Origin of the sequence: Marichromatium sp. AB31, assembly GCF_003718685.1 — a bacterium.
Classification (GTDB): Bacteria; Pseudomonadota; Gammaproteobacteria; order Chromatiales; family Chromatiaceae; genus Marichromatium; species Marichromatium gracile.
The window spans coordinates 11,486-33,535 of sequence record NZ_RHFI01000016.1 but is presented as its reverse complement, the minus strand read 5'-3'; the positions used below and the strand labels follow the sequence as shown (position 1 = coordinate 33,535).

Genomic DNA, 22,050 nt, shown 5'->3' with positions numbered 1-22,050 from the left:
CCGGTCCTCTTTTCAAAAGAGGCGGATTGGCCGTGAGCGCCGCGCTGGCGCACGTGCCGCGAAACAAGGAGCCTTGACGAACAGACCGTCCTTCATCATGTGCCATGTCGCCCTCAGGCCCGACTCACGGGTCCCTTTCGTTTCATCCTATCCGCTGCTCGCCGCCGGCGTCGGCGTATCCCGCAGTCCCTTGGCTCTTGGCAGGAGCATCCCCTTTGATCCTGTCCTCGACACACGGAGGTGTCCATCCGTCCGGCATCCACGAGATGATGCCGGGCGCCGACCCAGCACATCGCAAGGTTCCGGCTTGAGCTCGGGCGCGTCGCGTGCGCGACGGGATTCCGACGAGAGGTTGTTGCGTGCTTTTGTACGTATGACGTGTCCCCAGATGGGGGACACAGAGACAATCGAATTGGAATATTCTCTCGATGGCTAAGACGATTCTCACCGTGGACGATTCCGCCTCCATCCGCCAGATGGTCTCCTTCACCCTCAAGGAGGCCGGCTACAGTGTGACCGAGGCGGTCGATGGCCAAGACGGTCTCGACAAGGCGCGCGCGAGTCGCTTCGACCTGATCTTCACCGATCAGAACATGCCGCGGATGGACGGGGTGACACTGATCAAGCAGCTGCGTGCCTTGCCGAACTATCGATCGGTCCCGATCCTGATGCTGACCACCGAATCGGGCGATGCGATGAAGAGCCAGGGGCGGGCCGCTGGTGCGACCGGCTGGCTGGTCAAGCCCTTCGACCCGAAGAAGCTTCTGGAGGTCGTGCGCAAGGTGATCGGCTGACACGTCTCCCGGGCGACAAGGATTAAGGGGCGGACATGACCATCGATATGACCCGTTTCTATCAGGTCTTCTTCGACGAGGCCGGCGAGCATCTGGCCGAGATGGAGACCTTGCTGCTGGAGCTGGATATCGAGGCCCCCGATCCGGAGGTGCTCAATGCCATCTTCCGGGCCGCCCACTCGATCAAGGGCGGGGCGGGCACCTTCGGCTTTCACGACGTCGCCCGGGTGACGCACATCCTCGAGACCCTGCTCGACCGTCTGCGCAAGCACGAGCTGGCGCCGACGGTGGAGATGATCGACGCCACCCTCCAGGCCGGGGACCTGCTCAAGGCCCAGCTCGCCGCCCATCAGCGTGGCGAGGAATTCGAGGATCCGCAGATCGCCGAGGTCTGCGCCCGGCTCGAGCAGCTGTCCCAGGGCGGCGCGCTCGAGACCGTCCCCGAGCCGCCCGCTGGCCCCGCTGATCCGTGCGCCTGCTGGCGCTTGGTGTTCGCCGCCGACCTGCTCGGCGCGAGTGGAGACGAGCGCGAGGCCGGGCTGGCCGCGGCGCTCGCCGAACTCGGCGAACTCGAGCGCAATGTCCCCGCCGACGTCCCGGTCGATCGCCTGGCCTGGCGATTGTGCACCGAGGTCGAGCGTGAGGCCATCGTCGAGATCTTCGATTTTCTCTGCGATCCCGAGGAGGTCGAGATCACCCGCGAGGAGCAGACCGGCGGGGGCGAGGAGGAGGATGGCTTCGGGTTCTTCGAGGGGGCGCCGGGCAGCGATCGCGGCGCCGATCAGGAGCTCGACGGTTTCGGTCTGTTCGGCGGCAGCCCGGGCATGGATCAGGTCGCCGAGACCGCCGAGCGCGAGCGCGACGAGCAGCAACAGGGGTTCGGCTTCTTCGAGACCGCGCCCGGCGCCCCCGAGGCCGCCCCCCCCGTCGAGGAACCCGCCACGCCGCGCTCACCGCCCGCGGCCGAGGGTGGGGCGGGGAGCAGGCCACCGGCGGGTGGCCGTCGCCAGCCGCAACCGGCCCCGGGCCGTCAGCCCCAGGGCGAGTCCTCGATCCGGGTCAGCGTCGAGAAGGTCGACCAGCTGATCAACCTGGTCGGCGAGCTGGTCATCACCCACGCGATGCTCGCCGAGTCGGCCTCCGCGCTCGATCCGGTCGCCCAGGAACGGATCTTCGACGGTCTGGCCAACCTCGAGCGCAACTCGCGCGACCTGCAGCAGGCGGTTATGTCGATCCGCATGATGCCGATCAGCTTCGTCTTCAATCGCTTCCCCCGGGTGGTGCGCGACACCGCCTCGGCACTCGGGAAGAAGGTCACGCTGAAGCTCATCGGCGAGGACACCGAGCTCGACAAGGGGCTGATCGAGCGTCTTGCCGACCCCCTCAACCACCTGGTTCGCAACAGCATCGATCACGGCATCGAGACCGCCCAGCAGCGCATCGAGCAGGGCAAGCCCGAGACCGGCGAGATCGTGCTCGCGGCCAGTCATCGCGGCGGCAATGTGGTCGTCGAGGTCAGCGACGACGGCGCCGGGCTCGATCGCGAGCGACTGCTCGCCAAGGCCGCCGAACGTGGCGTGGCGCTCCCCGACAACCCCACCGACAAGGAGGTCTGGCAGCTGATCTTCGCCCCCGGGTTCTCGACGGCGAAGGCGGTCACCGACATCTCCGGGCGCGGTGTCGGGATGGATGTGGTGCGCCGTAACATCGAGGCGATGAACGGTCGCGTCGAGATCGACTCCGAGCCGGGGCGCGGCACGCGCATCACCATCCGCCTGCCGCTGACCCTGGCGATCCTCGATGGCATGTCGGTGCGGGTCTGCAACGAGACCTTCATCCTCCCGCTGACGGTGATCCGCGAGTCGATCCGGCCGCAGGCGGGACAATGCAAGACCCTGGCCGGAAAGGGCAAGGTGGTGCACGTCGGCGAGGAATATCTACCGCTCGTCGCCCTGCACCAGATCTTCGGACTGAGCCGTCAGCAGGTCGCCGCCGAGGAGACCATCCTGGTGATCATCGAGTCCAACGAGGGGCGCGCCGCGCTGCAGGTCGACGAGCTGCTCGCCCAGCACCAGGTCGTGATCAAGAGCCTGGAGACCAACTATCGCAAGGTCGAGGGGATCTCCGGGGCGACCATCATGGGCGATGGGCGGGTCGCCATGATTCTCGACGTCGACGCCCTGGTCCGGCTCAGTCGCAAGACGCCCTGACCATCATCCACACCGCATCGGAGGAGTAGGGTCCCGTGGAGGAACCGATGAACGAAGACTCTCAGGATTCGACGACCGTCAACAGCGAGGACTCGCGCGAGTATCTCACCTTTACCCTGGGCGACGAGGAATATGGCATCGATATCCTCAACGTGCAGGAGATCCGCGGCTACGACACCGTCACCAAGATCGCCAACTCGCCGCACTTCATCAAGGGCGTGATCAACATGCGCGGGGTGATCGTGCCGATCATCGACATGCGCCTGAAGTTCGAACTCGGCGAGGTCGAGTACAACCAGTTCACCGTGGTGATCATCCTCAACATCACCGGGCGCGTGGTCGGCATGGTCGTCGACGGCGTCTCCGACGTCATCGCGCTGCACCACGAGCAGATCCGTTCGGCGCCCGAGTTCGGGGCCGTGCTCGATACCGCCTATATCGATGGTCTGGCCACGCTCGAGGAGCGCATGGTGATCATGGTCAACATCGAGCGGCTGATGAACAGCGAGGAGATGGGGCTGGTCGATCAGGCACGCGCGAGTGCCGAGTGAGCGCGTCGCCGCGTGCGCGGTGGCGTCGGTAATCGAGAGCATGACGGGAGAGCCGACATGGGGAATTTGAAGGTCGCGACACGCTTGGGCTTGGGTTTCGGCATCGTGCTGGTGCTGCTGGGTGTGGTCGGGTTCATTGGCATCAGCAAGATCTACGGCATCAATCGCAACATCGACACCATCACCCAGGACCTGTTCCCGAAAACGGTCTATGCCAACAACGTCATCGATAGTGTCAATGCGGTGGCCCGCTCGGTACGCAACATCCTGATCGACAACGATCGGCTGAAGATGCAGCGCGAGATGGATGCGATCGAGCAGCGCGGGCGCGAGATCACCAAGAACCTCGATCAGCTCGAGTCGACGATCACGTCACAGGAAGGGGTGCGTCGCCTGGAGGCGACTCGCGAGACCCGCGCGGCCTATCTCGACGCCCAGTCGCGACTGATGGGGCTGCTGCGCGACGGTCAGCGCGAGGCGGCCAAGGCGCTGCTCGAGACCGAGGTCGAGGACGCCCAGGAGGACTATCTGCACGCGATCGCGGCGCTGATCACCTTCCAGACCGATCTGATGCGCGCGGCCGGCGAGGATGCGCAGCAGAACGTCGACTCGGCCACCACCCAGGTGCTGCTGCTGTGCGTGATCGCGCTGGTGGTGGGCATTGCCGTCGGCTTCTGGATCGTGCGCGGGCTGATGCGCCAGCTCGGCGGCGAGCCCGACTACGCCGCCTCCATGGTTCGGGTGATCGCCGCCGGCGATCTCTCCCAGACCATCCATACCAAGCCCGATGACAACAGCAGCTTGCTGTACTCGCTGCAGCGTATGCAGGAGACGCTGAAGAGCCTGGTCGGCGAGATCGCCCAGGTGGTCGAGGCGGCCGCCATGGGTGACTTCTCCAAGCGGATCGATCTCACCGACAAGCAGGGCTTCGGCAAGGACGTCGGCGTCAACATCAACCAGCTCTCCGATACCACCGAGACCGGTCTCAACGACATTACCCGAGTGGCCGATGCGCTTGCCGCCGGCGATCTGTCGCAGTCGATCACCCGCGACTATCCGGGACTGTTCGGTCGCACCAAGGCCGGGGTCAACGGCTCGGTGACCTCGATGACCAATGTCGTCAACGAGATCCGCAGCATCGTCGATGCGGCCACCCAGGGCGACTTCAGCGTGCGCCTCGACCTCTCCTCCAAGCAGGGCTTCGCGCGTGAGATCGGGCAGATGCTCAATCAGCTCTCCGACACCACCGAGGTCGGGCTCAAGGACGTGATGCGGGTCTCCAAGGCGCTCGCCGAGGGTGATCTGACCCAGAGCATCAACAAGGACTATCCCGGACTGTTCGGCGAGACCAAGGACGGGGTCAACACCACGGTGGCCAATCTGCAGCAGCTGGTGCTGCGCATCAAGGAGTCGGTCGACACCATCAGCACCGCCTCCAACGAGATCGCCACCGGCAACCAGGACCTCAGCCAGCGCACCGAGGAGCAGGCCAGCTCGCTGGAGGAGACCGCCAGCTCGATGGAGGAGCTCACCAGCACGGTCAAGCAGAATGCCGACAACGCCCGTCAGGCCAACCAGCTTTCGGTGACCTCCTCCGAGGTCGCGGTCAAGGGCGGCGCCGTGGTGCAGGCCTCGGTCGAGACCATGGCGGCGATCTCCGAGGCCAGCAAGAAGATCGCCGACATCATCGGGGTGATCGACGGCATCGCCTTCCAGACCAATATCCTCGCGCTCAATGCCGCGGTCGAGGCCGCCCGCGCCGGCGAGCAGGGCCGCGGCTTCGCGGTGGTCGCCGCCGAGGTGCGCAACCTCGCCCAGCGCTCGGCCAACGCCGCCAAGGAGATCAAGACCCTGATCACCGACAGCGTCGAGAAGGTCGACTCGGGTACCGCCCAGGTCAACGAGGCCGGCGAGCGCATGGATGAGATCGTCACCTCGATCAAGCGCGTCACCGACATCATGGCCGAGATCTCCGCCGCCTCCGACGAGCAGTCGACCGGCATCGAGCAGATCAATCAGGCGGTCACCCAGATGGACGACGTCACCCAGCAGAACGCCGCGCTGGTCGAGGAGGCCGCGGCCGCGGCCGAGTCGCTCGAGGAGCAGGCCCGTGCCCTGGCCAAGGTGGTCTCGGTGTTCAAGGTCGATCAGGGGCTGGTCGCGCAGGGCATGGCGCCGCGTACTGTCGCCACCGTCCCGAGCGCGCGGCCGGCGGCCAAGCGCCCGCTTGCGCCGACCAAGCAGAAGAAGATGGTCGCGCCGCCTGCCGGTGACGACGGCGACTGGGAGGAGTTCTGAGTCCGTCCCGAGGTCGTCGCGCGGCATTTGCCGCGCCCGGCGACCGGGTCGTTCGCCCGGGGCCGCCGGCGCATCCGCGCTGGCGGTACGAGTGGTCCTAAGGACGGGACCGCGCCGTGGCGCGGCCTGCCGGTGAGCGCAGACGATGCACGAGCGCGAGTTCCCCTTCACCAGTCATGATTTCGAGCGGATTCGGAAGCTGATCTACACCTATGCCGGCATCTCGCTGCACGCCGGCAAGGCCGACATGGTCTACAGCCGGATTACCCGGCGCCTGCGGGCCACCGGGCTGCGCTCGTTCGAGGACTATCTCGAGCGCCTGGTGAGCGATGCCGAGGAGTGGCAACACTTCGTCAATTCGCTGACCACCAATCTCACCTCGTTCTTTCGCGAGTCGCATCACTTCCCGATCCTCGCCGAGCATGTCCAGACGCTGCACGCGCAGACGCGTCGCCCGCTGAAGCTGTGGTCGACGGCCTGCTCCACCGGCGAGGAGCCCTACTCGATGGCGATGACCATGATCGACACCTTCGGCAGCTGGTCGCCCCCGGTGCGCATCCTCGCCACCGATCTCGACACCAATGTGCTCGAGCAGGCGCAGGCCGGGGTTTACTCGGCCGAGCGGGTCGAGCGACTGCCGCGCGATCTGGTGAGACGCTTCTTCCTGCGCGGGCGCGGCACCAACGCCGGGATGGTGCGGGTGAATCCGGCGGTTCGCGCGCTGGTGCGCTTCAGGCCGTTCAATCTGCTCCAGACCCAATGGCCGATGCAGGGCCCCTTCGCGGCGGTGTTCTGTCGAAATGTGCTGATTTATTTCGACAAGCCGACCCAATATCGACTGATGCAGCGACTCCACCCGCTGCTCTACCCGCAGGGGTTGCTGTTCGTCGGTCACTCGGAGAGCTTGCTGCACGCGGCTGATCTGTTTCGCCCCCGGGGGCAGACCGTGTGCATCCCCGTTGCGCGACCATCAGGACGTACGAGGTGAGCATGAATGGCGGTTTCGAGGAGGTCCTCGCCCCCAATCTCTACTACGACCGGCATTTCGACATGGATGCCGTCAAGATTCTGCCGGGCGAGTACTATGTCTCCAATCGTGACCTGTTGATGGTGACCGTGCTCGGCTCCTGTGTCGGCGCCTGCGTGCGCGACCGGGCCAGCGGGATCGGCGGGATCAATCACTTCATGCTGCCCGATGACAAGCGCGAGGAGGATGAGCGTTTCGGGCGCTCGATGCGCTACGGGGACTATGCGATGGAGATGCTCATCAACCAACTGCTGAAGCTCGGCGCGCGGCGCCACAACCTCGAGGCCAAGGTCTTCGGGGGGGGCAACGTGTTGCCGGGGTTCAAGAGCAATATGGTCGGGGAGCGCAACGCGGACTTCGTGATCGACTATCTCGATACCGAAGGGATACCCTTGGTCGCACGCGACCTGCTCGGCAACTATCCACGCAAGATCTATTTCTTTCCCTCCTCCGGCAAGGTTTTGGTCAAGCGGCTGCGCAGCCTGCACAACGACACCATCATCGAGCGCGAACTGACCTACCGGCAGCGGCTGCGTCAATCCAAGGTGGAGGGTGAAGTGGAGCTGTTTTCCTGAAACCCGGCGCGACGACGCCTGTCGTCGCGCCCTCGATCCGGCCGCCGTGAGACGTCGACAGCGGGCATCGGCCAAGCATGGAGGAGATATGTCGAAGTTGAAGCCGTATTGGCCACCGCTCGCGCTCGGCCTGGTCGTGCTGCTGCAACAGGTGCTGCTGCCGGGATTGATCCCGCCCTGGCTGGGCACGCTGCTCCTGGCGCTGGGGTGGGCCGGTACGCTGTGGTGGACGCTGCGTCCCGGGCAGCCGCCCGCGCGGCAGGAGTCGACGCCGGAGTATGCCCGGGCCGATCGCGAGCTGTGGGAGCTGGTGCGCGAGATCGATGCGCTGATCGTCCCCGAGATGGCCGAGCTGCGCGAGCTCATCGGTCAGGTCGATGGGCTGGTCGAGCAGGCGTCGAGCGATCTGCAGGCGAGTTTCCAGGGGCTCTCGGATACCTCCAAGACCCAGCAGGATCTGGTGATGCGTCTGGTGCAGGGGATGTCCGGCGGCGAGGACGATGCCGCCGGCGAGGCGGCGCACATCGACATGAACGTCTTTCTCGAGGAGAACAGCAGGCTGCTCGAGGAGAACGTCGCCCGGCTGATCGACATGGGCAAGCACAGCGTCCAGGTGGTCCACCAGATCGAGGATCTCTCGGCGCAGATCGACGGCATCTTCACCGGACTCGACGGCGCCACCAAGATCGCCCGTCAGACCAATCTGCTGGCGCTCAACGCGGCGATCGAGGCGGCCCGCGCCGGCGAGTCCGGGCGCGGCTTCTCGGTGGTGGCGCAGGAGGTGCGCAAGCTGTCGATGGATTCGGCGGCCTTCACCGAGCAGATCCGTGGTCAGGTCGAGCAGACCCAGGGGTTCTTCGCCGATACCCATGCCATCGTCGCGCGCATGGCCTCGCAGGACATGAACGCCTCGATCACCGCCAAGGGCGCGATGGACGACATGATCGAGCAGGTGCAGCTGCTGAACCAGAACGTCTCCGCCGGGCTCGAGCAGCTCACCGCGATCGTCGATCGCATCCAGGTCAGTGTCGCCGATGCGGTGCGACTGCTGCAGTTCCAGGACATCGCTCATCAGGTGATGATGCGCGCCCAAGTGCGCATCGACTTCATGGAGCGTTTCGCCGCCGAGCTGCGCCAGTTGCCGCTGATCGAACCCTCGAGTTCCGGGGACGAGCTGGCCGCGGCGCGCGTGCGGCTCGAGCAGCTGCGTGGCGAGCTCGAGCAGACCGCGCATCGCTCGGTCACCCAGCAGTCGATGGATGAAGGCGAGATCGAGCTGTTCTGAACGCTGAGACGGGAGCTTCTTCGTGGGTAGACCGATTCGTGTCCTGGTAATCGATGATTCGGCGCTGGTGCGCAAGCTGCTCTCCGAGCTGCTCGAGGCCGCCCCCGACATCGATGTGGTGGGGACCGCGCAGGACCCCTATGTCGCGCGCGAGCGCATCAAGGCGCTCGATCCCGATGTGCTGACGCTCGATGTCGAGATGCCGCGCATGGACGGCCTGACCTTCCTGCGCAATCTCATGCGGTTGCATCCGATGCCGGTGGTGATGGTCTCGTCGCTGACCGAGCGCGGCGCCGAGGTCACCCTCCAGGCGCTCGAGCTCGGCGCCGTCGACTTCGTGTGCAAGCCCGCGCTCGATCTGAGCGGGCGGCTGCAGAACTATGCCGACGAGTTGATCGCCAAGATCCGGGTGGCCGCCCGGGTGCGCGTGCGCGCCCGGCCCGGGCCGGGCGCGACGGGGGCGGCCGCGTCGCCGCGGCCGCCGGTGCTGCGCCATTACCGCACCACCGACCGGATCATCGCGATCGGCGCCTCGACCGGCGGCACCGAGGCGATCCACGAGGTGCTGATGCGGTTGCCCCCGGATGCGCCGGGGATTGCCATCGTCCAGCACATTCCGCCCGGATTCAGCGCCGCCTTCGCCGAGCGGATGAATCGCCAGACCGGGTTGGTGGTCAAGGAGGCCGCCGAGGGCGATCGGATGATGCCGGGACACGTCTATATCGCCCCTGGCGATCGCCACCTGCAGCTCGCCCGCGATGGCGCGCGCTATGTCTGCCGGATCAACGATCAGCCGCCGGTCAACCTCCATCGCCCGAGTGTCGATGTGCTGTTCGACTCGGTCGCCCGCGCCGCCGGCACCAATGCCTGCGCCGCGCTGCTCACCGGCATGGGCGCCGATGGCGCCGCCGGTCTCAAGCGGTTGCACGAGCTCGGTGTCTATACTGTCGCGCAGGATGAGGCCTCCAGCGTGGTCTGGGGCATGCCCGGCGAGGCGGTCAAGCGTGGCGCGGCGAGCGCGGTGCTGCCGCTGCATGCGATCGCCGACGCGCTGCTCAAGGCCGCACGGGGGAGGGCGCCGGGGGAGCGCTCACATTGACCGTCGTTGCGCCGCCTTCCCACTCATGCTGGAGGCACCGCCCGGTGCGCGCCAGCGGTCAACCCAGGTGCTCTAAAGCTCATGTCTGTCAAACGCCAAGTCGATGAAACCCACTCCGAGGTCACCATCAGCATCGAGGGTCGTTTCGACTTCTCGCTGCACAAGATCTTTCGCGATGCCTATCGCGATCTCTCGCCGACCACCATGCGCTTCGTGGTCGATCTGGGTGATGCGAGCTATCTCGACAGCTCGGCACTGGGGATGTTGCTGCTGCTGCGCGAGCACGCCGGCGGCGAGCGTGCCCAGGTCCGCATCATCAACGCCCAGCGCGATGTGATGCGAGTGCTCAAGATCGCCAACTTCGATCGTCTGTTCGCCTTCGACTGAGCGGCCGGGGGCAGCAGCGATGGATGTATCCACCACCGGCGCGGTCGGTGACAGCCCACGAGAGCAGCGCGGTACCGCGCTGATCGTCGATGACGAGCTTGCCAACTGCCGTCTGTTGTCGCGGATGCTGCAGCGCGAGGGCTTCAGGACGCTCGAGGCGCTCAGTGGCGAGGTGGCCCTCGAGCTGTTCGTCGACGAGCGTCCCGACATCGTCTTCATGGACGTGATGATGCCGAGGCTCAGCGGCCTGGAGACGACCACACGAATCAAGCAGCTCTCGGGGATGGACTTCGTGCCGGTGATCTTCCTCACCGCCTTGAGCGACGAGGAGTCGATGACCAGCTGCATCGCCGCTGGCGGCGACGACTTCCTCTCCAAGCCCTTCAGTCTCGGGGTGCTCAAGTCGCGGATCCGGGCGATGGAGCGGGTGCGTGATCTGCACCGGCGTCTGGCGGCGCAGAAGCTCGCCCTCGCCGAGCTGCTCGAGCGCGAGCACGAGGAGCAGGCGCTCGCCGAGCGGGTGCTGAGCTATGCCGTCGGCAACCGCAACGTCGAGGTCGAGCGCCTGGCGCTGCTGCAACGCCCGGCGGCACTGTTCAACGGCGATCTGGTGCTCACCCAGCGCCTGCCCGACGGCGGGCTGCGCATCCTGCTCGGCGACTTCACCGGTCACGGTCTGGCCGCCGCCTTCGGCGCCCTGCCGGTGGCCGATATCTTCCATACCATGACCCGCCGCGGCGCCGATGATGCCCGGGTGCTCGCCGCGATCAACCGCAAGCTCCACCAGGTGTTGCCGGCCGATCGCTTCATGGCCGCGGTGCTGATCTCGATCTCGGCCACAGGCGATACCCTGTTTTGGTGGAACGGCGGCATGCCGAGCGGCTGGTTGCGCACCCACGAGGCCTTGGTCGAACTTTCCTCGCACGCCTTGCCGCTGGGGATTCAGGCCGAGTTCCCGATGCGCGAGCAGCACCACCGGGTGGCGCTCTCGCCCGGCGATCGTCTGCTGCTGATGAGCGACGGGCTGCTCGAGGCGCTCGATCGCGAGGGGCGGATGTTCATCGAGCGTGGCCTGATGGAACTGCTGCACGGCTGGCAACCCGGGGTGTCGCTGCTGCCGGCGCTGATCGAGGCGCTCGATCGTCACTGCGAGCAGACCGAGCAGCTCGACGACATCGCCCTGCTCGAGTGTCCGCTCGATGCCGCCACCGTGCCGGTCTCCAACGGCCAGCTGGTACGTGGCAGCAGTGGCAGCTGGCGCTGGTCGCTGGAGCTGCGCGACGGCCAGATCGGCAATCCGCCCTCGTTGCGCGCCGCGCTCGGTCCGCTCGGACTGCTCGACGGGCTCGAGGCCCAGGAGGGCGCGCTCGAGACGGTGTTCGCCGAACTCTATGCCAACGCCCTCGAGCACGGCGTACTGGGACTCTCGTCGCGGATGAAACGGACCGCCGATGGCTTCGAGCAGTATTACCGCGAGCGAGCCACGCGGCTGGCCGAAGGCTGTCGCGGCTGGGTGCGGGTCGAGGTCGGTTTCACTCCGGTCGAGGGCGGTGGTGAGGTGGTGGTCTCGGTTGCCGACAGCGGCACCGGCTTCGCCCTCGATACCGAGCACTTCACCGCTCCGGATGCCGCCTGTCCCTGGGGACGCGGCCTGACCCTGGTGCGCGGACTGTGCGAGTCGGTCAGCATCGATGCCAGCGGCTCGCGGGTCGAGGCCCACTATCGCTGGTAGCGCCCCATTCTCTCCCTGTCGTGGTCGCTCACCGATGTGCTGTCGGCGGCGGTGACGGACGGATGTCGCAGAATCACCGCTCAGCTGACCCAGGCGGGTTGTCGCGCTCACCGGATGTGACATACCTTTGCATGACTCGTTCCCCATTCATTCGGGGTCGGCGCCGCTCGGCGTCTTGGTGCCGGACGCGGCTCGGCGCCGGCAGCGGCGAGTGCGGAAGGTGTCCCGTGTCGAGAACGAGAAGACCATGCTTGAGAGACCGAGATGAGCCGAATTCACCTGTCACGACTGCAGTTCAAGCTGTGGCTGGGGGTCGGTATCGTGGTCCTGATCGGTTTTCTCGCCCTGCAGTTCGACCATCACCGCACGCTGCGTCAGTTCATGCTCGATCAGGTGCGCGACGATGCCCGTACCCTGCATACGGTGCTGCTGGCGGCCCATCGGGTCCACTATCTCACCCCGTCGGGTGATCCCTCGGGTCAAGCCGGTTTCCTGCCCTCGCCGGCGATCGATCGTCTGGCCGAGGCGGTTCAGGAACAGATCCCGAGCGCGCTGCGTTTCAGCACCGTGAGCCTGCGCGCGCGCAACCCGGCCCATCAGGCCGATGCCGATGAGATCGAGGCGATCCGCTTCTTCGAGCGTACGCCCGAGGCCGAGGACCGGCTGGTCGCGCTCAACGATGCCGATGGCCAGCGCATCTATCACTATGCGCGGCCGATCTGGGTCGAGCCGGCCTGTCTCGGCTGTCACGGTGACCGTGCCGCCGCTCCGCCCGCCATCGCCGAGCACTACCAGGGCGGATTCGGCTATCGCGCGGGCGAGCTGCGCGGCATCCTCAGCGTGCGCATCCCGGGCGCCTCGGTCGAGCGCCGGACCGATGCGGCCTGGCTCAGCTCGGTACTCGACCACTTGCTGATCTTTCCGTTGATGCTGCTCGCCGGCGGCATCCTGCTGCAGCGCTTCGTGGTCGACAAGGTGACACGGCTGGAGCATGCCGCCCACGCCCTGGCCGTGGAGCGCGAGGTGGCGCCGCTGCCCTGCGACGGGCACGACGAACTCGACGAGCTGGCGCGGGCGTTCAATCGGATGTCGGTACAGACCCTGGCCCGTGCCCGGGCGTTGCGCGAGGAGCGGACCTTCCTCCAGCACGTGATCGACGGGATCGACGAACCGATCCTGGTGATCGGGCTCGACTACCAGGTGTTGCGGATGAATCAGTGCGCGCGTGAGCTGATGCGCACCATCGGGCTGGCGCCGAACGCCTTCAGATGCCACCAGCTGTGGCAGGGCAGGGATGAGCCCTGCGGCGATGCCCGCAACCCCTGTCCGCTGCAGCGCATCCTCGACACCAGGGCGCCGTGCAAGGTGGTGCATCACCGCACCGACAAGGACGGCAGGGAGCGCAGCTTCGAGGTCGCCGCCAGCCCGCTCTACGACGATGACGGCCATATCGTCGGCATCATCGAGGCCTCACGCGAGATCACCGAGCGACTGCACCTGCTCGCCAGGCTCGAGGCGAGCGATCAGGCCAATACCCAGCTCACCCGTTATGACCTGCTCACCGGGCTGCCCAATCGCGCGCTGTTCTCCGAGCGTCTGACCTTTGCCATCGAGCAGTCCCGGGTGCAGGGCGACGAGCTGGCGGTGCTGATCGTCGATCTCGATCGCTTCAAGCACATCAACGACAGCTTCGATCACAGCGATGGTGACCGTATCCTCAAGCGTGTCGCCAACCGGTTGCGGGGGCTGTTCGCGCCGGGCGACACCCTGGCGCGGATGGGCGGCGACGAGTTCGGCGTGATCCTGCGCGGGTTGCGGGGGAGCGATCAGGTCATCGGCGTCGCCCAGCGGATCATCGGCGCCTTCTCCACGCCGTTCGAACTGCAGGGACACAATCTGGTGCTCGGCGCGAGCATCGGCATCAGTCGCTACCCCGAACACGGTGCCAGCGGCGACGACCTGATCCGCAACGCCGATGCCGCGCTCTATCGCGCCAAGGCCGGGGGCGGCGGCACCTTCGACTTCTATACCGAGGAGCTGACCGCGCACGCCTTCGAGCAGGTGCTGCTCGAGGGCAGTCTGCGCCAGGCGCTGGCCGAGGAGTCCTTCGTGCTGCACTACCAGCCGCAGCTCGAGCTCAATGGCGAGCGACTGCACGGGCTCGAGGCGCTGGTGCGCTGGCAGCACCCGGAACTCGGTCTGGTGGCGCCGGGCAAGTTCATCCCGCTGGCCGAGGAGTCGGGATTGATCGTGCCGCTCGGGCGCTGGGTGCTGGCCGAGGCATGCCGGCAGATGGCCGAGTGGCGTGATGCCGGGTTGTTGTCGGCGGAGACGATGATGTGCGTCAATCTCTCGACCAAGCAGTTCGCCGACCATGAGCTGCTCGAGTTGATCCAGCGCAGTCTGCGCGAGAGCGGACTCGCCGCCGGGCAGCTCGAACTCGAAGTCACCGAGTCGGTGATGATGCGCGCCTCCGATCAGGTCATCCCCCAGCTCGAGCGGCTGCGCGCACTCGGTATCAAGGTGGCGCTCGATGACTTCGGCACCGGCTACTCCTCGCTGAGCTATCTCAAGCGCCTGCCCTTCACCAAGCTCAAGATCGACCGCTCCTTCGTCTCCGAGCTGCCCGAGGACGCCAGCGACGTGGCCATCACCAAGGCGATCATCGCGCTGGCCGAGAGCCTCTCGCTCGATGTCCTCGCCGAGGGGGTGGAGACGGCGCGCCAGCGTGACTTCCTGCGCGTGAACGGGTGTCGGCTGGCGCAGGGCTTCTTCTTCTCCAGACCGCTGTCTGCGGTCGAGTGCGAGCGCTATCTGGCCGCGCTCGCCGCCCGTTCGACGACGGGCTAGAGTCCCTGCATCCAGGTCTCGAGCGTCTGTGCGAGCATGCCGAAGGCCTCGCCGAGCGCGGCGAACGCCCCGCGTGCCTGCTCCAGCGCATCGCCGCGCGCGTGTTGCTCGAGTCTCAACGCCTGTTGCTCGAGCGCCGGGGCGGACAGATTGCTGGCCATGCCCTTGATGCTGTGCGCCTTGAACGCCGCCTCACTGAGGTCGCCGGCATCGAGTGCGGCGCCGAGTTCGGTGATGCGTTCGGGCAGGTCGCTGAGGAACTGGGGGATGACCTCCAGCAGGATCTCGCGATCGTGCATCATCCGTTCGAGCAGCTCGGCGGCGACGAACACCTCCGTCTCGTCCTCGGCGGCGGCTGCGGAGGGCGGTGACGGGGCCTCGGCGAACTGCGCCTCGAGCACTGCGGCGAGCGTCTGCGGCTGGATCGGCTTGGGCAGATGGGCGTTCATCCCGGCGGCCAGACAGCGCGCCTGATCGCCCTCCTGGGCGAGCGCGGTCATCGCCACGATGGGGATCTGCGCGGTCTCGGCCCCGGCCTCGCCGTCGCGGATCCGTCGGGCGGTCTCGAAGCCGTCCATCTCCGGCATCTGACAGTCCATGATCACCAGGTCGTAGTGCGCGCCGGCGAGTGCCGTGAGCGCGCCATGGCCGTCACGGGCGAGGTCGACCTCGGGATGACCGAGCCTGGCGAGCAGGCCGCGGGCCACGACCTGATTGGTGGGGTTGTCCTCGACCAGCAGGATCCGGCGCGACGTCGGGCGTGGCGGCACGGCTGCGCGAGGCTGGATCGGCGGCGATGTCTCGTCGGCGCGCAGCATCCGCTCGAGTCCCTGGCGCAGGTGCTCGGCGCGCAAGGGCTTGGTGAAGTAGTGATCGAAGCGGCAGTCGGGACGGCTCGGGATGTCGTGACGACTGAGCGGCACCATCAGTGCGCGCGCGGTATCGGCAAGCAGGGGGTCGGCGCCGATCTGTTCGTCGAGCGTGCAGCCGTCGCTCTCGGCGGCCAGCGAGAGGTCGATCAGCACCGCCTGGTAGGGGTCGCCGGCGCGTAGCGCCTGGCGCAGCAGACCGAGTGCCTGTGCGGCGGTATGGGCGGCGCTGTGGCGGCAGCCGCAGCGGGTGAGCAGCTCGCCGGCGAGCTGGCGACTGGGTGCATGATCGTCGACGATCAGCAGGCGCGCGCCGATCGCGGGGCACGGCGGAGACGGTGCGCTGTCGTCGATCTCCAGCGGTAGCTCGAACCAGAAGCAGGCGCCCTCGCCGAGGGTGCTGTCGACGCCGATGCGCCCGCCCATCAGCTCCACCAGCTGCTTCGAGATCGCCAGTCCCAGTCCGGTACCTCCATAACGTCGACTGTGCGAGGTGTCGCGCTGGGTGAAGGCCTCGAACAGGACCTGCTGGTCCTCGGCGGCGATGCCGATGCCGGTGTCTGCGACCTCGAAGCGGATCGCGCCAGCGGCATCGAGCTGACGGGCGTGGATCCGTACCTCGCCGCGGTCGGTGAACTTGATGGCGTTGCCGACGAGATTGATGAGCACCTGGCGCAGCCGGTCGGCGTCGCCGCGGAAGGCGTGCCGCTCGAGCTCGGCGAGGTGATAGGTCAGCTCCAGCCCCTTCTCCTGCGCGCGGAAGGCGAGCATCTCGGCGATGTCCTCGATCAGGGGGCGCGGTTCGAAGCGCTCGTGCTGCAACGCGAGCTTGCCGGCCTCGATCTTCGACAGGTCGAGCACGCCGTTGATCAGCGACAGCAGGCTCTCGCCGCTGGCGCGCAGGATCTCGGTATAGCGCTTCTGCTCGAAGGTCAGCGGGGTGTCGAGCAGCAGGTCGCTCATGCCCATGATGCCGTTGAGCGGGGTGCGGATCTCGTGGCTCATGTTGGCCAGGAAGGCGCTCTTGACGCGAGCGGCCTGCTCGGCCTGGAGGCGGGCCTGACGCAGGTCGTCCTCGCGTTTCTTGCGCCGCAGCGCGTTGAGCAACAGCTCGGTGAGCAGGATCAGCAGGTCGATCTCGGCCTCGGCCCAGTGCTTGTCGGGTTGCGCCGTGCAGAAGGCGATGAACCCATGACAGCCCCGGGTGTCGCGCAGCGGCAGCAGCAACAGGGTGTGGATGCCGTGGCCCTGGAGCTGTGCGCGCAACGGGTCGTCGGCGGCGAGGCCCTCGCGGGTGGTGAACAGGAAGCGCGGTCCGTCGTGACGCTGGCAGAGCAGCGGCTCGATCATCGACCAGGAGAGCCAGCGCATGGTCGGTGTCGCGGAGCGTTCTTCGAGGTTGCACCAGGCGGCGATGCGCCTTGGCTCGTCGCCCCCCGGGGCGCGCTCATGGAGACAGGCGCGATCGGCACCGATGAAGGTGCCGACCTTGGCCAGGGCGTCGTGGATCGCCCCCTCGAGCTGCTCGCTCGGGGTGGTGAGAAAGCGCATCGACAGGTCCATGATCAGCCGCTGCCACTCGAGGCGGAGATAGAGCTGCTCGCGCACCAGCTGACGATCGGTGACGTTGTGGGCGACATGGACATAGCCGACCAGCTCGCCGTCGGCGTCGTGTAGCGGCGTGGTGGTGATGCTGAGATGACCGCCCAGCCGCGGCTCGTAGAGTTCGGCGGTGGCGCTCTCGCCGCTTTGCTCGGTGCGGCTGAGCGGGCAGGCGTGTGGCGGGGCGTCGGTGTCGTGGACCACCGCGTAGCAGGGGCGACCGATCAGCGACTCGGGGGTACAGCCGAGCTGTTCGGCCATGGCGCGGTTGACGCGCAGGATACGTCGCTGATGGTCGATCAGCGCGATCATGTCGGGCAGGGCGTCGAAGGTTCGTGTCCAGAGCTCGCGACTCCAGGGCGGCATCGGGTCCCGGCTGGCCTGGTCGAGGCCCTGTGGCAGCGCGACCTCCTGACGGCGAGGCGCAAGTGGGTCAACTGACATGATGATGCTCCTGGAGCAGGGTGTCTTGGAGTCGGGTCAGGGCTGCGCGGAGATCGGTGAAGGCCGTCTCGACGGCGCCGAGCGATGCGGCGAACGTTGCGGGGTCGCTGGCGCAGCGACAGGCCGTCTCGAGTTCGGCGGCCGCCTCGGCCAGCTGTCTGGCGCCGAGGCTGGCGGCTGCGCTCTCGATGTGCTGGGCGTGATGGGCGCAGGCGGCGAGATCGCGCCGTTGCTGCTGCCGGCCGAGCGAGGCGAGCTGTCTGGGGATGTCGTCGAGGAAGGTCTCGATCACCTGATAGATGAGCGCGCGGTCGGCCATCAGCCCCTCCATCAGCGCCGGTGTGTCGAGGACCGGAGGGGCCCCGGGGGGGGCGAGCGCCTGCCGCGGCAGCCAGCGCTCGAGTGCTGCGGCCAGCGCCTTGCGGTCGATCGGCTTGGCCAGGTAGTCGTTCATGCCGGCTTGCAGGCAGCGCTCCCGATCCTCTTCGAGCGCATGCGCAGTCATGGCGATGATCGGGATGTCGCGGTTGAGCAAGCCCTGCGCCGGGTCGCGAATGTGCCTGGTGGTCTCGAGTCCGTCGAGCAGCGGCATCTGTACATCGAGCAGCAGCAGGTCGTAGTGACGCGCGGCGAGCGCCTCGAGGACCTGGCGACCGTCGCTCACGCAGTCGGCGTCGAAGCCGAGGTGACCGAGGATGCCGAGTGCCACCTGCTGGTTGGTGAGATTGTCGTCGGCAAGCAGCAGTCGCGCCGGATGGCGCTCGCGGCGAGCGGGCGATGCGGCTGGGCGTGGCTGATCTGCGGGGCGGCTCAGCGTCTGCTCCAGCGCGTCGAGCAACTCGCGCTGGCGCACCGGCTTGGTCAGCTGAAGGCCGAGGGCATGACGGGTACAGCGCTCGGTCTCGCGGGCGATGCCGAGCGCGGTCATCATCACCAGTGCGGTTCCGGCCAGCGCCGGCTCGGCCCTGATCGCCTCGCCCAGGGCGATACCGTCCATGTCCGGCATGTTCACGTCGATGAGTGCAATGGCGAAGGGGCGCTCCTGAGCGACACCCTGGTGGAGTTGTGTCAGCGCCTGGTCGCCGTCGCCGGCCGCGGCGCTGGCCAGCCCCCAGTCGCCGAGCTGTGCGGCGATCAACTCACGGGTGTGGCGGTTGTCGTCGACCACCAGCACCCGTGTGTCGCGCAGCCGCGCCGAGGGCTGCGGTGGGTGGCGCTCCGCCTCCGGCCCCTGCTGGCGCGCCAGGGGCAGGTCACACCAGAAGATCGAGCCCTGCCCGAAGGTGCTCTCGAGGCCGAGCTCGCCGCCCATCAGCTCGACCAGTTGCTTGGTGATCGCCAGCCCCAGTCCGGTGCCGCCGTAGCGGCGGGTGTTCGACGGATCGACCTGGGAGAAGCCGTGGAACAGCCGCTTGCGCTTGTCGTGCGGGATGCCGATACCGGTGTCACGGACCGCCAGGCGCACTCTGACCTGGTGCGCATCGCATCCGAGCAGCGTGGCGCGTACCGCGACCTCGCCATGCTCGGTGAACTTGATCGCGTTGCCGACCAGGTTGGTGAGGATCTGCAACACACGCCCGGGGTCGCCGCGCAGCGCCGTGGGGATATCCGGCGCCGCCGTGCAGGTCAGCTCCAACGCCTTCTCGTGGGCGTGCAGCGCCATGGTCGCGACAAAGTCGTCGAGCAGTTCGCCGAAGTCGAAGTCGATGCGTTCGAGCTCGAGCTTGCCGGCCTCGACCTTGGAGAAGTCGAGGATGTCGTTGATGATCTTGAGCAGCCCCTCGCCGCTGTGCTGGGCGATCTCGAGATAGCGCTGCTGATCGGCGTTGAGCGGGCTCTCGCGCAGCAGTCCGAGCATGCCGATGACCCCGTTCATCGGGGTGCGGATCTCGTGGCTCATGTTCGACAGGAAGCGGCTCTTGGCGCGGCTGGCCATCTTGGCGCGGTTGGCCATGGCGTTGGCGCGTTCGATCGCTGCCTTGAGCGCCGCGTTGGTCTCGCGCAATGCATCCTCGGTGCGCTTGCGGGCGCTGATATCGATCGACAGCGTGCCGGTGCCGATCAGTCGCTGGTCGTGGTCGTAGATCGGGTACTTCTTGGTCAGCAGGGTACGGGTCTCGCCGCTGGCGAGCCGGGCATCGTGCTCGCGCACGATGTGCTCGCCCGCGGGGAGGAACTGGGCGCGGCGCTCGTCGGCCATGAGTGAGCGCGCCGGCTCCTCGTCGGGGGCGATGCCGAGCAGCTCGGCATCGGTGCGCCCGACCAGATGCCCGGTGGAGTCCACGCCGACGGCCTGGGCGAAGGCCGGGTTGGCGGCGATCACGCGCAGCTCCGGGTCGCGAATGGCGACCAGGTCGTCGCTGTGCTCGACCGCGGCCGAGAGCATCGCCATGGTCCGCTCGGCCTCCTTGCGGGCGCTGATGTCGGTGTGCGAGCCGCTCATTCGATACGGCTCGCCCTGGGCGTTGCACAGCGCCCGGCCGCGCGAGAGGATCCAGCGATAGCTGCCGTTCTTGTGTCTGAGCCGGAACTCGAGGGCGTAAGAGTCCTGCGGCTGCTGCAGATAGTTGGCGAGCTGATTGAGGATCCGGCGCCTGTCTTCGGGGTGGAGTCGTGTCTCGAAGCTCTCGAATGCGTTGTCGAGCTCGTCATCGGCAAAGCCGATCTGCTCCTTCCAGCGCGGGGAGATGAAGACCTGATTGTTGCGCAGGTCCCAGTCCCAGATGCCGTCGCTGCTGCAGTCGATCGCCAGCATGTAGCGTTCGCGACTGAGTTCGAGCTCGTGCCGGATGCGTTGTGCCTCGCTCATGTCGCGGAACACGATCACCGCGCCCAGGGTGTGGCCCTGATCGTTGCGGATGGGAGCGCTGCTGGTGACCACCGGACGACCGTTGCCGCTGCGCGTGATCAGCAGCGCCTGCTCGGTGGCGCGCTCGACCGTGGCGGTGCTGGGCAGCGGGATGGGGTCGCGGGTCTCGGGGTCGACCAGCAGCAGCACGTCGCCGAGCGGGCGTCCGCGTGCCTCGGTGGCCATCCAGCCGGTGAGCTGCTCGCCGGTCTGATTGATGTCGATGATGCGCTTGTCGGCATCGGTACTGATCACCCCCTCGCCGAGTGAGCGCAGGGTGGCGGCGAGCAGTCCCTGGTGCTCGACCAGTTCGGCCTGCTGGCGGCGGATCAGCCGCCTGGCCCCCCGCACCAGCAGCCCGCTGGCGCTCAGTGCCGCGCTCAGCAGCAACATGGTGACCAGTCCCCAGGTACGGATGTGATGGCTGAAGGCGCTGGCCTCGCTGGTGAGGTCGTGGGCCAGCAGCAGGTCGCCGACGTGTCGGCCGGCGACATCGTCCAGCGGCAGCAGCGACAGCCGCCAGCGGGTGTCGTCGACCATCAGCTCGCGACCGGGGTCGTGCTGCGTGTGACCGGGGCGGTCGATCTGCTCGATGGCGTGATCCAGGCCGGCGGGGATGCCACCCGGTGAGCTGTAGGTGATGACGCTGTTGGTCAGGCGCTCCCAGTCGCCCTCGCGTCCGAGCAGCCGCATGCCCTGCTCCCAGGGCGCGCGATCGAGCAGCTGCTTGCGGATGATCACCGCCAGCCGGGTCTCGGTGGGGGTGTGCAGTGCCGCGAGGATGTCCTCGATCTCCTTGCCGACCTCGACATAGCCGATGCGGCGTCCGCGATCGTGGATCGGCGTGATCGCCCTCAGGGTGAAGGTGCCGAGCGGGCCGAGTTCGAGCCCTTGAGCGTCGCTGTCGTCGCGTTCGGCCTGGCGCGCGGTGAAGCGGTCGATCCGGTCGCCGACCCGTTCGGGGGCGTGCAATCGCAGCAGGGTGCGCCGATCGACGCCGATGAAGTAGAAGTGGGTGAGTCCATTGCGTATGCGCAGACGCTCGAACAGGGCACGCCAGCGCCGATCGAGACGCTCGGGATCACGCGCGGCGAGCGCCTCGCGGGTGGTCGTGTCCATCGCCACCGAGGTGGCGAGGGCGTCGAGCCAGTCGCTCTGGTCGTCGAGGACGGCGTTGAAGACGGTCGCGATCTCGTCGATGTCGGCGGCGACGATCTCGCGCAGTCGTTGTTCCTGGATCCACCACAGCAGCACCGAGAAGGCGCCGATCAGCAACACCAGGATCAGTGCGAACAGCGGCAGCAGATGACGCAGCGATGAGGCCGGGCGCGGCGTCCAGCTCATCGCGCTCGCCACCCGAGGCGGTGCGTGCTTGCTGCTCGATCGCCACGCTCGCCATCGGTCATGCCGCGCGGCGCGCGGATGCGATGGCGGGGAGCGGCTGAGTGCGGGGATGACATGCGCGCTGGACTCCGGGCG

The 22,050-nt window shown here is 67.3% G+C and carries 13 protein-coding genes; 11 read left to right on the top strand and 2 right to left on the bottom strand.

Going from position 1 to position 22,050, the window contains the following annotated elements; all coding sequences use genetic code 11:
* The first annotated feature begins 428 nt into the window (after positions 1-428).
* From EBL84_RS12060 to EBL84_RS12010, 11 genes are all read left to right on the top strand, one after another.
* Positions 429-794: a response regulator gene (locus EBL84_RS12060; protein ID WP_062274831.1), complete on the top strand. Its 366-nt coding sequence runs from the start codon at positions 429-431 to the stop codon at positions 792-794.
* A gap of 35 nt (positions 795-829) precedes the next feature.
* Positions 830-3,004 carry a chemotaxis protein CheW gene (locus EBL84_RS12055; RefSeq protein ID WP_123141048.1) on the top strand — a complete coding sequence of 725 codons (2,175 nt, stop codon included), beginning with the start codon at positions 830-832 and terminating at the stop codon, positions 3,002-3,004.
* Positions 3,005-3,051: 47 nt separating this feature from the next.
* Positions 3,052-3,555, top strand: coding sequence for a chemotaxis protein CheW (locus EBL84_RS12050; RefSeq protein ID WP_123141047.1), 504 nt, complete (start codon positions 3,052-3,054; stop codon positions 3,553-3,555).
* Between the two features lie 57 nt (positions 3,556-3,612).
* On the top strand, positions 3,613-5,853 hold the full coding sequence (locus EBL84_RS12045; RefSeq protein ID WP_123141046.1) for a methyl-accepting chemotaxis protein: 2,241 nt from the start codon (positions 3,613-3,615) through the stop codon (positions 5,851-5,853).
* A 145-nt stretch (positions 5,854-5,998) separates the two neighbouring features.
* Positions 5,999-6,841 (top strand): CheR family methyltransferase, encoded by an 843-nt coding sequence (locus tag EBL84_RS12040; RefSeq protein WP_123141045.1) that lies wholly within the window; start codon positions 5,999-6,001, stop codon positions 6,839-6,841.
* A 2-nt stretch (positions 6,842-6,843) separates the two neighbouring features.
* Positions 6,844-7,455 (top strand): chemoreceptor glutamine deamidase CheD, encoded by a 612-nt coding sequence (gene cheD / locus EBL84_RS12035; RefSeq protein WP_123141044.1) that lies wholly within the window; start codon positions 6,844-6,846, stop codon positions 7,453-7,455.
* An 88-nt stretch (positions 7,456-7,543) separates the two neighbouring features.
* Complete coding sequence (locus EBL84_RS12030; protein ID WP_123141043.1) at positions 7,544-8,740, top strand: methyl-accepting chemotaxis protein; 1,197 nt, start codon at positions 7,544-7,546, stop codon at positions 8,738-8,740.
* 22 nt (positions 8,741-8,762) lie between these two features.
* On the top strand, positions 8,763-9,839 hold the full coding sequence (locus EBL84_RS12025) for a chemotaxis response regulator protein-glutamate methylesterase (protein WP_123141042.1): 1,077 nt from the start codon (positions 8,763-8,765) through the stop codon (positions 9,837-9,839).
* Between the two features lie 81 nt (positions 9,840-9,920).
* On the top strand, positions 9,921-10,226 hold the full coding sequence (locus EBL84_RS12020; RefSeq protein ID WP_123141041.1) for an STAS domain-containing protein: 306 nt from the start codon (positions 9,921-9,923) through the stop codon (positions 10,224-10,226).
* A gap of 19 nt (positions 10,227-10,245) precedes the next feature.
* Positions 10,246-11,958, top strand: coding sequence for a fused response regulator/phosphatase (locus EBL84_RS12015; protein ID WP_123141040.1), 1,713 nt, complete (start codon positions 10,246-10,248; stop codon positions 11,956-11,958).
* A gap of 264 nt (positions 11,959-12,222) precedes the next feature.
* A complete protein-coding gene (locus EBL84_RS12010; RefSeq protein ID WP_123141039.1) occupies positions 12,223-14,808 on the top strand; it encodes an EAL domain-containing protein in 2,586 nt (861 codons plus the stop codon).
* Here the strand turns inward: EBL84_RS12010 and EBL84_RS12005 are convergent.
* Complete coding sequence (locus EBL84_RS12005; protein WP_123141038.1) at positions 14,805-17,723, bottom strand: ATP-binding protein; 2,919 nt, start codon at positions 17,721-17,723, stop codon at positions 14,805-14,807. The two genes, EBL84_RS12010 and EBL84_RS12005, sit on opposite strands and share 4 nt — an antisense overlap.
* The gene (locus EBL84_RS12000; RefSeq protein ID WP_190287955.1) at positions 17,713-21,915 is read right to left on the bottom strand and encodes a response regulator; all 4,203 of its coding nucleotides are present in this window, start codon (positions 21,913-21,915) and stop codon (positions 17,713-17,715) included. Before EBL84_RS12000 ends, EBL84_RS12005 begins: the two co-directional genes overlap by 11 nt.
* Positions 21,916-22,050 lie beyond the last annotated feature (135 nt).

Bases quoted from the DNA above. Each gene is read 5' to 3' on its own strand.
- EBL84_RS12005 (WP_123141038.1), bottom strand. From the start codon at position 17,723: ATGTCAGTTGACCCACTTGCGCCTCGCCGTCAGGAGGTCGCGCTGCCA.
- EBL84_RS12045 (WP_123141046.1), top strand. From the start codon at position 3,613: ATGGGGAATTTGAAGGTCGCGACACGCTTGGGCTTGGGTTTCGGCATC.
- EBL84_RS12055 (WP_123141048.1), top strand. From the start codon at position 830: ATGACCATCGATATGACCCGTTTCTATCAGGTCTTCTTCGACGAGGCC.
- EBL84_RS12000 (WP_190287955.1), bottom strand. From the start codon at position 21,915: ATGAGCTGGACGCCGCGCCCGGCCTCATCGCTGCGTCATCTGCTGCCG.
- EBL84_RS12030 (WP_123141043.1), top strand. From the start codon at position 7,544: ATGTCGAAGTTGAAGCCGTATTGGCCACCGCTCGCGCTCGGCCTGGTC.
- EBL84_RS12010 (WP_123141039.1), top strand. From the start codon at position 12,223: ATGAGCCGAATTCACCTGTCACGACTGCAGTTCAAGCTGTGGCTGGGG.
- EBL84_RS12020 (WP_123141041.1), top strand. From the start codon at position 9,921: ATGTCTGTCAAACGCCAAGTCGATGAAACCCACTCCGAGGTCACCATC.
- EBL84_RS12060 (WP_062274831.1), top strand. From the start codon at position 429: ATGGCTAAGACGATTCTCACCGTGGACGATTCCGCCTCCATCCGCCAG.
- EBL84_RS12040 (WP_123141045.1), top strand. From the start codon at position 5,999: ATGCACGAGCGCGAGTTCCCCTTCACCAGTCATGATTTCGAGCGGATT.
- cheD (WP_123141044.1), top strand. From the start codon at position 6,844: ATGAATGGCGGTTTCGAGGAGGTCCTCGCCCCCAATCTCTACTACGAC.
- EBL84_RS12050 (WP_123141047.1), top strand. From the start codon at position 3,052: ATGAACGAAGACTCTCAGGATTCGACGACCGTCAACAGCGAGGACTCG.
- EBL84_RS12015 (WP_123141040.1), top strand. From the start codon at position 10,246: ATGGATGTATCCACCACCGGCGCGGTCGGTGACAGCCCACGAGAGCAG.